Source organism: Vibrio sp. MMG023 (assembly GCF_021654215.1).
GTDB classification, from domain to species: Bacteria; Pseudomonadota; Gammaproteobacteria; order Enterobacterales; family Vibrionaceae; genus Vibrio; species Vibrio jasicida.
Genome location: NZ_JAKFZP010000004.1, coordinates 196004 through 208376 on the forward strand (window position 1 = coordinate 196004; position 12373 = coordinate 208376).

The window sequence follows — 12373 nt, forward strand, 5'->3', positions numbered from 1 at the left end:
CACCTACTTTGGATAGATTTAGAATGGTGGCTCGGGGGAGCCACCAGTTTCTCAGGAGCTTATGAGCGAGTTTCTGTTCAAGCCGGAAACTCTTTGCTGTTAAGCGTTTTGATTTGCCGCCGTTGCGCGGTTTTGTAGAGAAGCGTCTTCTTCCAGGACGCCTTTGTCAGACAGTTCCATTTCCATCAGAGCACGCTCATCATCTAGGATTGCTCGTGCCATTTCTGGTGACACTTGGTTAGCTGGAGTCACTAGGCTCACTGCCACACCAGCAGTTAGAGCAAACAAGCAAGATGGAATGACTGGGTTGCCCCAGAAAGCGGTTAGGTCCGGGCTCATCATGACTGTAAATGAAGCGATAGACGCACCTGCCAATGTTGCCAATGCACCTTGCCAGTTGTAACGCTTCCAGAAGCGACCCAACATACCGCACACGAACATGCCAGACATGACTGTCGAGATCATCTTAGTGATGTAGCCGATGATGTCGTTCGAAGTTAGCGCGAACAGCAATGCACAACCGATCACCACAACCAAAGCCAAGCGAGAGTAATTCAACATGGACTCTTTGTTTGGCACGCGACCGGTGAACATAACGTACACGTCACGCAATAAGATAGACACGCCCGCAATCGCATCGGAACTTGCACTCGACATGGTTGCCGATAGACCTGCAATCAGAACGATAAGACCAACACCTACTGGCAATACTGTTGCCGCGATGTATGGGAAAGCAAAGTTTGCATTGTTCAGCTCAGGGTCAATCGCATGCGCCGCCATACCAATGACTGCTGGAATGATGGAGAAGAACAAGTACAGCACACCAGAAGCCACGAACGAACGGCGGATGGTTGATACATCTTTGCCTGAGTAGATACGTTGGCGGAATGAAGGCGTTGCAAGTACACCCACACCAATCACAACAGCAAGAGAAACCGCAGGGATTAGACCAAGCTTCTCAATCGCAAGGAAGCTCACCGCTCCTGGGTCCATGGCTGAGTACAGGTTATCCAAGCCGCCAATGTGCTGCACTGACAGTACCGCCATTAGGATGAAGCCAACAAACAAGATGATAGCTTGAATGGTGTCTGTCCAAACCACCGCAGTGTAGCCGCCAATAACGACGTATATGGTAAACGCTGCTGCGATGATCATCTTCGCAGTGCTCAGCTCAATATCGGCAATCCACGCTAGGTACATACCACCACCAAGGATGTGGGCACCCAACCAGCCAATAGAAGCAATAAAGATAAGCAGACCAACCACGTTCTTCACGATGCGGTTTGCACCTACGTAGTATGCGAGCTCTTCACTCATAGTCATAAAGTTGAGTTTACGAACTGGCGCAAACCACAGTGCCAATAACAAGATACCAATTGCGCCGCCAATACCGTAAAGCGCACCAGCCCAACCGTTTGAGTAACCAAAGCCAACCGCGCCCATACTAGAGCCCGTGCCAACCATAGTTGCTACCGTGGTACCTAATACGAGGAACAGAGGTAAACCTCGACCACCGAGTAGAAAGTCTTCACCTGATTTTTGATTGCGAGAGACAAACCATCCCAACCAAATTAAAAATAAGACATACGCACCGAAGCCGGTAAGAAAAAGTGTACTGTTCATTGAACACCTCTCATATCAAAATCCATCTTTCAGATTGATATAATTCCAGCAGCAAGTATTAGATTTTATTCCAGAAATTATCTAATTTTATTTTAATAGCTTTTGCTAAATATATTAGGCACTACTGCTTTATGAAATTATATTTATGTAGGGAGTGAGAGTGCCAAAAAGATAATAATAGGAAATTAATTATATTTGGCACTCAATACCCAAGTGACTTCAAGATGCTAGATTCAGAGCGTCGTCACTGATTCAAGTTCAAGGAAAACAACGAAGCGGAATAGCAAGCTATTTCCAAGTTGTTTGACGATGAAGTTGCTTCAGTGACACGCTCCCGAAGGGCGAGTTGCCTTGGTTCGCATGCTTCGTTAACAATTTTCGATTTAGAGCCACTAGATCTTCAAATTGTTGCCTCGCCTTCAAACCAAGTCATTCTCGCTGAACCAAGCATCTCGAGGTTACTTGGGTATCATTTAATTAGGTAAAGTGTGATTTCTATCGGCGATCTTCGCGGTAGCAAGTCACATCGACTTCGACTTTCACGTCGACCACGAGATCACACACCATGCAAATACGTGCAGGTGGGTGGTCGCCAAAGAACTCTCTGAACACTTTATTGAACGATTGGAAGTAACGAGAATCCGTTAGTACCACTTTTACGTGTACCACGTCAGCAAGCGTGTAGCCAGCTTCTTCCATGATATCGACACAGTTTTGAATCGCTAGGCGAGACTGGTCAACGATACCACCTTCTACCACTTCGCCGTCAGTCATTGGTGTTTGACCCGATACGTATAAGAAGCCGCCCGCTTCTGTTGCACGTGCAAATGGTAAATGTTGACCGCCAGTACCTACGCCGCCTTCTATACCATAACGTTTAATTGACATAATATTCTCCAGTGATAATGCTTAATCTATAAAATTAATTTATTTAATAAGTTATTGATGGGTATTATTTCTATAAATAAATACGCCATTTCTATTTTCGGTGACTTTATCTTTTAAATAAGATAGTTCGCCATTTACAAATACAGATTCAATACCTTGCGCGACGGAAATTGGATTTTCGAACGTTGCAGTATCTTTAATTGTATTTGGGTTAAATAAAACCAAGTCTGCGTAAGCGCCTGTTTTTATTTCCCCACGATCTTTCAATTGGTAGCGTGTTGCCGACATCCCCGTCATCTTGTGAATCGCTTCTGCCAATGGGAAAAGCTGCTCTTCACGACAGTAATGCCCCAAGACTTTCGGGAATGTGCCCCACAAACGTGGATGTGGATGCGGGTCATTTGGTAATCCATCCGAGCCCACCATGGTCAACTTATACTTAAGGACACGTTTGACGTCGTTTTCATCCATGCAGTGATAAACCGCACCCGCAGGTTGCAACGCTTTTGCTGCTTCCATAAGAGGCAGTTGCATCTCGTCAGCAATGTTTTTCAGCATCTTGCCAGCGTGTTCTGGCTTGCTTTCAGACCAGGTGATGAAGATGTCGATTTCATCCGTCACCTGTTTTAAATCCAGCGTTGAAGAACTCGCCGAATATGGGTAGCAATCGCAAGACACGTCTTGATGCTCAGAAACCTTATCCATCAAATCCAGCACTTCTACCGTGCGTCCCCAGTTGCCTGCGCCTGCGCATTTCAGATGAGAAATCACCACGGGCACTTTGGCGTACTGCCCAGTTTCAAAGGCTTCTTCCATTGCGCTGATGATTTCTTCAAACTCAGTGCGCATGTGTGTGGTGTAGATACCACCGTGATGACCAAGAATTTCCGCTAGGCGCATCACTTCATCCGCGTTTGCTTGCTTGGCACTCGCATAAGCAAGACCCGAGCTCAAACCCAATGCGCCCTCTTCCATCGCTTGTGCCAGTGTTTGGCGCATTTGCTCGATTTCTTCATCGGTAGCCGTGCGCAGTAAGTCGTCCATTACGTTGTTGCGTAAAGTTGTGTGACCGACTAACGCTGCAACGTTGACCGCAGGGTTCGCCGCTTGTACCGCCTTCGCATACTCCGCAAAGGTTGGGTATTTGAAGTCTTCCTGCTTGCCCAATAGGTTCATTGGGTCTGGCGGGGTATCACTGAGTACCGCAGGACTCGCGCTAATTCCGCAATTGCCTACGATTACCGTCGTCACACCTTGGCTGATCTTTGGCAAGCAGTCAGGGTAACGAATCACATTGGTGTCATCGTGCGTGTGCACATCAATAAATCCCGGAGCCAACGCAAGACCCTGACCGTTGATAACCTTCTTTGCAGAAAGCTCGTCTAGCTGCCCTACTTGCTCAATACGATCTTGACGAATCGCAACATCAGCAATGAATGGTGCTGCACCCGTACCGTCAAATACCTCTACGCTTTTGATAATGGTATCGAACAACATACTTCACTCTCTTCGTCCGTCGTTAACATGATTCCATCTTAATAATTCTTGAAATTTAAACAGTGAAGAAACACACAAAAAACTCAGATTTGTTTGATACTTTCTAACATATTATTTATGGTAATTAGCAACAAACACTTAATATCAATCACTTAGACCATGTTAGAAGTAGGTGCGCCATGAAAGACAATCGCCAAAAGTGTGATAAAAACTATCATAATGAGTGTGTTACCACGCCAGGTTACGGAGAAAAGGCTCAACCTGTTGCGTGCAATTCCGATGGGTTACACAGTTTGATCCATGAAGAGATCACCTTGCCCGCTGCGGTGATCAAATCTTCTTCATTGAAGAACAACCTCGATTGGATGCAGCGTTTTGCCAATCAGCACAAAGTGAAGTTGTCACCGCACGGTAAAACCACCATGACTCCCGCTTTCTTTCAGCAGCAATTAGAAAACGGCGCTTGGGGCATTACCGTCGCAACGCCAGCTCAGGCAGAGATTGCGGCGCTAGGCGGAGCGAAAAACATCATCATGGCGAACCAACTAGTCGGGCGCGCGAACATGACCATCATCGCCAACTTGATTGAAAACCACGGGGTCAACTTCTATTGCTGTGTGGATTCAAACCGAAACGTCAAAGCGCTAGAGCGTGCCTTCGCTGAATATCAGTTGCCGCTTAATGTACTGATTGAGTTTGGTGTCGAAGGCGGTCGCTGTGGGTGCCGAAATCAACAAAATGTGGTTGAGCTCGCCACACTCATCCACCAGCAACCTCACCTTACACTCAAAGGTATCGAGGTCTACGAAGGTGTCATTCATGGTGACAATGCCGAGCAAGACATCCGTGACTTCCTCAACACCACATTAGAAATCGCAGCCCAACTACAAAACGACAAATTGATTGAGTCCAAGCCTCTGGTCACAGGCGCAGGCTCTGCTTGGTATGACGTGGTTTCTGAATGCTTCGCCAACCTAGAAGATTTTGACGCCATCATTCGCCCCGGTTGCTACGCGATTCATGACACAGGTATTTACCTAGACGCACAAAACAAAGTCATGCAGCGCGCTGAAAACAACCAAGGTGCGGCGTGTGATTTAGGTGGTGACTTGGAATCAGCACTAGAGCTTTGGGCTTATGTGATTTCTCGCCCCGAGCCAACCAAGCTAGTTGCCGGCTTCGGTAAACGTGACGTGGCGTTTGATGCCGGATTACCAATCCCCGAGCGCGCATACCGTGAAGGTGAATCAATCTCTATTGAAAGTGCGGTAACGACCGCGGTGATGGATCAGCACGCGTTCATCGAAGTAGACGCAAACAGCGACCTTCAAGTGGGTGATATGATTGCCTTCTCAACCTCTCATCCATGTTTAACGTTTGATAAATGGCGTGCAGTGGCAGTTTGTGATGATGAGTATCAAGTCACTCATTGGGTGAAAACCCGTTTCTGATGATGAGCTTAGTGAGGCTTTTCGTTATACTTCATGCCAAACCAGTGGAGACGGCACAATCGTCTCCATGCAATAGATAGGAACACAGCTTGAGTTTAGAAGTCGATATTATCTCTCAAATCACTGAACGTTTCAGTGCGCTGCGCGATGCCGAAAAAAAGGTCGCGAAGTTGATCATGGACGACATTCAAACTGCCGCCAATGCCAGCATTACTGAACTGGCACAAAGCGCAGAAGTGAGTGAAGCCACTATCACCCGTTTTGCCAAAGCTGTTGGCTGCAAAAACGTACGTGATATGAAGATCAAACTGGCACAAACCTTAACGGTTGGGCAACGATTCATCCTTGAGCCGCCTGACCAAAGTGGCTACCAAGGCATTTATGAATCGATCAAGCAATCCCTTGATGTAAACCGCAGTTTGATTGTTGAAGAAGATATCGACACTGCTGTGAATTGGCTGCACAGCGCAAGACAAGTGATCTGTATTGGTATGGGTGGCGGCTCAACCATTGCAGCACAGGAGATGCAGCATCGCTTATTCCGTCTGGGTTACCCTGTTGTGGCGTACAACGATGGCTTGTTATCGCGCATGATTGCAGCGACGGCAGACGCGAATGATGTGTTGGTGATGATCTCAGCCACTGGCTATACCCCTGCCATTATAGAAACCGCGCAATTAGCTAAGCAGTACGGCGTGAAAGTTATTGTGATTACTCCGAAAGACACGCCTTTGACTGAGCAAGCCGATTTGGTTCTGCCTATTGAGCACCAAGAGACGGACTTCATCTACAAGCCATCCGCTTCTCGCTACGCGATGTTGGCTTTGGTTGATGTACTTTCGATGGCATTAGCCGTTAATCATAAGCGACGCTCGCGAGATAAACTTCGCCGACTCAAAGTTGCCCTCGACTCTTATCGTGGCGGTTTGGAAAGACAGCCTCTTGGTGATTAAACCAACGTGGTCTAGATACCTAAAATCTCGCTCATAAAACTCAAACAATGAAGCCCGATGTTCAGCATCGGGCTTTTATTTTACCGAGATAATACTTCAATTCGGTACGATGTCTTGTTTTAATATTTAGGAAAACTTGCTAACACATAAATAACGAAATTCATCAATAAGAAAATTCTGATTGAATGTAAGGTTATCAAGATTAATACCAATTCGTACTCGAAATAATTTATAAGTTAATTAATTATTTTCCACATCAATATTGATTAACTATTAACTTATTTTCAAACGAAATATGAACATTAAGTTTCCATTTTATTTTGGTTTCCGATAAAACTATTTGAGACTTTCATCACACTAAATTTCAAATCTCAGGAATAGACTCCGAGCCTTTCAAGCCCCCCAATTGCAGTGAGTCTATGAAACTTTCTAACCTAAGTATTAAAAGTAAAATCAGTGCGTTGATACTTGTTATCTCCGCTGCCGTCATTGCGTTATCTTTCTTCTTTACCTCTCAAATAAAGCTTATTGATGGCAAGATGACAGAATTTTCTGACACCACAGTGCCAAGTATTTTATTGGTGAAAAATATTGAAATCGAAATTGGCACCTTAAGAAAAGACGAATTCTCTTTGCTGACTAATGTAAACCATGCTGAATTTAACACTTGGCTTAAAGGTTTGGATGAATCAGAAAATAAAATCGAAAACTATATTGAACAATATGGTAAAACACTTTGGGATCAGCGCGACCGTGATGCTTATAATGAAGTATCGAATGCATGGTCAAAATACCGTAGCTTCAACGACAAATATTCAGAGCTATTAACCACAAAACGCATTGATGAAGCCAACGCTATGCTGCTGGATGGTTTTTCAACCTTCCAAGCACTTTCTAACTCGATTAAAGATCTGGTTGAGTTAAACCAAACCTTCATCAAAGAAGACATCAACAGCACTCACGATGTGGTAGCAGACGCCATCACTTATAGCATTATCGCGATTGTTGCTTTATTGGCATTGAGCTTTGTACTCGGCCTATTCCTCACAAAACAAATCTGCTCTCCACTGCAATACGTGGTTGAAATGGCCTCTAAGATTGCTTCTGGCGATCTAACCTACAAACTTCCGCGCAATAAAATTGGTAACGACGAGCTCGGTTTATTGGCAGACGCCTGTGAAGATATGCAAGCCAAGCTGCTGAGTCTGGTCGACAGCATCTCTTCTACTACCGCTCAGGTGAGCACCGCTACCGAGGAAGTAAGCGCCATTTCAGAACAAACCTCTTCAGGGATGGATGAGCAACAGCAACAACTTAACCTGATTGCGACCGCCATGAACGAAATGCAAGCAACGGTGCACGATGTAGCAAGCAACACGGAAGCCGCTTCAGAAACTGCAAACAGCGCATCTCAAGAAGCCAAAGAAGGCTTAGAAGTGGTTCAAGAGTGTATTGAACAGATCAACGAAGCCTCGGTCGCGATTCAGTCTGTTGGCACCATGGTAAGCGAGCTAGAGCAAGACGCATCGAACATCAGCGTGGTGGTTGACGTGATTCAAGACATCGCAGAGCAAACGAACCTACTTGCTCTCAATGCCGCAATTGAGGCAGCCCGCGCGGGTGAACAAGGCCGCGGATTTGCAGTTGTGGCTGATGAAGTTCGTACGCTAGCGAGTCGTACACAAGCATCGACAGAAGAGATCGTTGCTATCATCAGTAAGCTACAGAACTGTTCGAAAACAGCGGTAACGGCAACAACAAACAGCAGCGACTTAATCCAAACCTGCGTTGAACAAGCACAAAAAGCCGGTAGTACTATTGGTCACATCGAACAAAGCGCTGACAACATTGCTGAGAAGAGTATCCAAATCGCGAGTGCGTGCAGTGAACAAAGCTCTGTGACTGAAGAGCTGCACCGCAATGTCGAACACATCAACCAGTTCTCTAGCGAAGTCGCAACAGGCTCTCGTCAAACCGCGATTGCGTGTCGAGACTTAAGTGAACTGGCCGTTGGTCTACAAGAAATCGTCAGTCAGTTTAAAACGGCTTAAACAGCCATTAAAGGTTGCGTTAACTTTGTCCTAGCGCTCTGTAAAGCCCGATGCTCAGCCATCGGGCTTTGCTTTATCTTGCCGTTTCTTTACGTGTACACGGTAAACCTGATCCTTGTCTCGATTCTTCAATTTATCTTTCCTAATCCCACCAACATCACGGTAACCCACTATATTTGAATGAGAATATTCTTAGAGACCCATTCAAAGGTGAGATTAGTTTCAATAATTAATCAATTGATGAATATTGAAGGAATTAACTTCCTAGCCGGACAAAACTGACTCACGTTACACTGAATGCAGTCCCACACTCTTCTATAGCTTGATACGATTTCGAGCTCACCTTCTTAGAGGAAGCGTCGCATGATGAAGCGAATCATTCTTGGCACCCTAGCCCTGACTCTTTTAACTGCTTGTTCCAAAGATGACGGACAGCAAGCCCTTGGCACATTAGAACGTGACCGCGTAACCTTTACTGCAACGTCTAGCGAGATAATTCGTGCCCTACCCATCAAGGAAGGCAGCCAAGTCACCGAAGGAGAAGTGCTGGTTCAGCTCGATACAAAGAACCAAGAAGCCGTTTTAGCTCACGCCGTAGCCGAACAAGCCAAGGCTGACGCCTATCTTTTGAAATTGACCAATGGTGAGCGACCGGAAGACATTGCCGCAGCGCAAGCTCGCGTTGCCAGAGCGGAAGCTCAATTGGTTGAAGCGCAAAAGAACTACCAACGTAAAGCAGAGTTAGTTCGTAAAAAGCTCATCAGCCAATCAGAAAAAGACACCGCTTTAGCAGCCAGAGATTCTGCCCGTGCAGAGCTAGACTCCTCACAAGAAGAGTTCAGCAAACTGACGGCTGGCTCTCGCCCTGAAGATATTGAACAAGCGAAAGCCGCACTCATGGCAGCAAAAGCCGATGTGGTACTACAAGAACAGAAACTGGCAGAACTCACCATCACGGCCACGCGAGATGGCTTGTTAGATAACCTACCGTTTAACCTTGGTGAACGCGTCCCTGTCAATGGCGTGGTTGCTGTAATACAAGCCAGCCGCGTCCCATACGCTCGCGTTTATGTTCCTGCTAACTATCGAGCCGACTTTGTGCCGGGTAAAACGGTTAACGTGCATGTAGATGGCGTTGAGCAACCATATAGCGGCACCGTTCGTTGGGTTGCGACTGAGCCTTCATTCACGCCTTATTTCGCGCTTACCGAGGAAGAACGCTCGCGTTTGATGTACCTAGCAGAAGTCGACCTTCAAGACTCAGCACAATCCTTGCCTTCAGGTATACCAGCGCAAGTGGATTTGGTGGAGTAAGCCAATGACCGAATACGCGATTCAAGCTGAAAATGTAGTGAAAAAGTTTGGTGACTTCACCGCCATCAACAACATCACGCTCAATGTGCCCAAAGGCAGTATTTATGGTTTTCTTGGCCCGAACGGCTGCGGTAAATCGACAACCATTCGTGTGCTGACGGGCTTGCTTAGCCCAAACGAGGGCAATGTCGATGTACTCGGGCTAGAGATCCCAAAACAATCGGAACTGCTACGCCTTAAGATAGGCTACATGACACAAAAGTTTTCCCTCTATGATGACCTGACGGTTCAAGAGAATCTTGAGTTTATTGGACAAATCTTTGGAATGGAAACCAAGGCCCTAAAAGCTCGTATCAACGAACAACTATCCACCTACGGTCTCGACCAACTGCGTAAACAGCGTGTCGGTGGAATGAGTGGCGGCCAGAAGCAGCGCTTGTCTCTGGCCGCAGCCACCATGCATAAACCAGAACTGTTGTTTCTCGATGAACCCACGTCTGCGGTTGACCCAGAGAACCGACGCGATTTCTGGGAGCAGTTGTTTGATCTCTCTGACCAAGGTACGACGATTTTGGTCACAACGCACTACATGGATGAAGCGGAGCGTTGCCATCGTCTGGCTATCATGGAAGCTGGGGAAATCCGCGCCGATGGTGAGCCAGAAGAGCTCATGGCGCAAATGGGCGTTAACATCGTCGAAGTCAAAGCGGATAACTTGCGCGAGCTAAAAGAGAAAGTCATTCAGCGCGAAGAAGTCCGTTCTGCCGCACAGCTCGGCATTCGCTTACGCATTTTGATCCACCAGCACATCGAACAACCGATCGAATGGTTAACCCAAACCTTTCCTGAGCTTGGGGGCTGCGAGATGAACATTGCTCGCCCGAGCTTGGAAGATGTGTTTGTCAGTGTTACGGGAGAAGGTCGCCAATGATGAAATCTATTGCCCGTATGAAAGCGGTGATGATCAAAGAGATCCGTCAGCTTTCACGTGACCGAATTACCTTTGGCATGGTCGTGATGATCCCGTTGATTCAGCTTTTGCTGTTCGGCTTTGCCATTAATACCGATATTCGCAACATTCCCGTTGGCGTCGTCGATCAAAGTGGCAGTACTGCCGGGCGCGTGATCACTGAGTCCGTCAAAGTCACGCAAGTGGTCGATGTGGTTGAAACCTTTGCTACCGCTTCAGAAGCCGAGCAAGCCATTCAAGACGGTTTGGTGCGAGCGGCTTTAATTCTGCCTAGCGACTTAACCCAACGTATGGTGCAAGGTCGAGAGCTTGGCCAGTGGATTGTAGATGGTTCAGACACCATGATCAGTTCTGCGATTCTCTCACTACAAACCATGCCGTTAACGGATTTTGATTTTGAGATACGCCCTGCCCCAACCAAAACCTTTGAAGTTGCGCTGTATTACAATCCGAGTCGACGCTCGGCGGTAAACATTGTCCCTGGTTTATTGGGCGTAATTCTGACCATGACGATGATCTTGTTCACCAGTGCAGCCATTGTTCGAGAACGGGAACGAGGCAATTTGGAGTTATTGATTACTACGCCAATCCACTCCATCGAACTCATGGTGGCGAAGATCATTCCCTACATCTTTGTTGGTTTAATACAGGTATTTATAATTTTGGGCTTGGGGCACTGGATATTTGGTGTGCCGATAAACGGCGCCATTAGTCAGATACTGTTTGGCACGCTGTTGTTTATCGCCGCGAGTTTAACCTTAGGTTTGGTGATATCCACCATTGCGACGACACAGCTTCAGGCCATGCAGATGACGGTGTTTATTCTTTTGCCATCGATTCTTCTGTCCGGATTTATGTTCCCCTATGAGGGGATGCCCGTTGCAGCACAATGGATATCCGAAGCGCTCCCAGCGACTCACTTTATGCGCATCATTCGCGGTGTGGTGCTGCGTGGGGCAGATTTGATGGAGCTATGGCGGGATACGGTTTGGCTACTGGGCTTTACAGTGATAGGTTTAGTTGTTGCGTCATTACGCTTCAAAAAATCACTCGATTAACCCACCAGATTCCACAACTAAAAACGCCTCCAAATTCGGAGGCGTTATTGATCAAAGCGAGTAGAACATCAATAGTACTCACCGAGTGAACAATCGTGCAAATCGGAGATAATGTAGTTTCTCAACGAGTTGATTTTAAAATTAAAAACCACTTGTTTGCATACGTTCCTACTGCGGTCACTGTAAGTAATATAGCCTTCACCATAAGCACGTTTGCCACTGGTTGAAGTGATGTCGGCATCCAGCTCTAAGTGTGCTTTGTGTGCATCGACACGTTCCATCATCTGTGGAACATCAAGCCACTCTTCTCGATTGGCCATTTGGATCAGCATTGATTCCGCCTGTGTTTCCAGCTTTTGCGGATAAACGTAGAAACGGTTATAGGCAAAATAGGCGCTCATCAAAATAATAATTAACACTGCTGAGGTAGTTCTTGTCATGCAAGTTGCCTCTTATCGTTATGAATTTCTGCATTTCTCTATAATTTCAGTATAGGAAACGGATGAAGTTTAGGTTAAAGAATTCACCCAAATAACAGGCGACGGTCAGAGTCGGTCAATTCCATGAC

General features: G+C 46.5%; 10 protein-coding genes. 6 read left to right on the forward strand and 4 right to left on the reverse strand.

What is annotated here, in order from left to right; genetic code table 11:
• Positions 1 to 99 precede the first annotated feature (99 nt).
• The 3 genes from L1076_RS14360 to L1076_RS14370 form a co-directional block, all read right to left on the reverse strand.
• Entirely contained in the window at positions 100 to 1623 is a 1524-nt protein-coding gene (locus L1076_RS14360) for a sodium:solute symporter family protein (protein WP_237303839.1), read from the reverse strand.
• Positions 1624 to 2118: 495 nt separating this feature from the next.
• Positions 2119 to 2511 carry a RidA family protein gene (locus tag L1076_RS14365; RefSeq protein WP_213907590.1) on the reverse strand — a complete coding sequence of 131 codons (393 nt, stop codon included), beginning with the start codon at positions 2509 to 2511 and terminating at the stop codon, positions 2119 to 2121.
• 51 nt (positions 2512 to 2562) lie between these two features.
• Positions 2563 to 4008: a D-aminoacylase gene (locus L1076_RS14370; protein WP_237303840.1), complete on the reverse strand. Its 1446-nt coding sequence runs from the start codon at positions 4006 to 4008 to the stop codon at positions 2563 to 2565.
• 179 nt (positions 4009 to 4187) lie between these two features.
• Here L1076_RS14370 and L1076_RS14375 point away from each other — a divergent pair, with 179 nt between their 5' ends.
• From L1076_RS14375 to L1076_RS14400, 6 genes are all read left to right on the forward strand, one after another.
• Positions 4188 to 5459, forward strand: a complete 1272-nt coding sequence (locus L1076_RS14375; protein WP_237303841.1) for an amino acid deaminase — start codon at positions 4188 to 4190, stop codon at positions 5457 to 5459.
• A gap of 89 nt (positions 5460 to 5548) precedes the next feature.
• The gene (locus L1076_RS14380) at positions 5549 to 6412 is read left to right on the forward strand and encodes a MurR/RpiR family transcriptional regulator (RefSeq protein WP_134977591.1); all 864 of its coding nucleotides are present in this window, start codon (positions 5549 to 5551) and stop codon (positions 6410 to 6412) included.
• A 419-nt stretch (positions 6413 to 6831) separates the two neighbouring features.
• Entirely contained in the window at positions 6832 to 8463 is a 1632-nt protein-coding gene (locus L1076_RS14385) for a methyl-accepting chemotaxis protein (RefSeq protein ID WP_045407858.1), read from the forward strand.
• A 366-nt stretch (positions 8464 to 8829) separates the two neighbouring features.
• Positions 8830 to 9777 (forward strand): HlyD family efflux transporter periplasmic adaptor subunit, encoded by a 948-nt coding sequence (locus L1076_RS14390; RefSeq protein WP_237304059.1) that lies wholly within the window; start codon positions 8830 to 8832, stop codon positions 9775 to 9777.
• 4 nt (positions 9778 to 9781) lie between these two features.
• Positions 9782 to 10708, forward strand: a complete 927-nt coding sequence (locus tag L1076_RS14395; RefSeq protein ID WP_237303842.1) for an ABC transporter ATP-binding protein — start codon at positions 9782 to 9784, stop codon at positions 10706 to 10708.
• Positions 10708 to 11805, forward strand: a complete 1098-nt coding sequence (locus L1076_RS14400) for an ABC transporter permease (RefSeq protein ID WP_009706212.1) — start codon at positions 10708 to 10710, stop codon at positions 11803 to 11805. Before L1076_RS14395 ends, L1076_RS14400 begins: the two co-directional genes overlap by 1 nt.
• 68 nt (positions 11806 to 11873) lie before the next feature.
• Here the strand turns inward: L1076_RS14400 and L1076_RS14405 are convergent, their stop codons facing one another.
• Positions 11874 to 12245: a hypothetical protein gene (locus L1076_RS14405; protein WP_171374330.1), complete on the reverse strand. Its 372-nt coding sequence runs from the start codon at positions 12243 to 12245 to the stop codon at positions 11874 to 11876.
• Between the last annotated feature and the right edge of the window lie 128 nt (positions 12246 to 12373).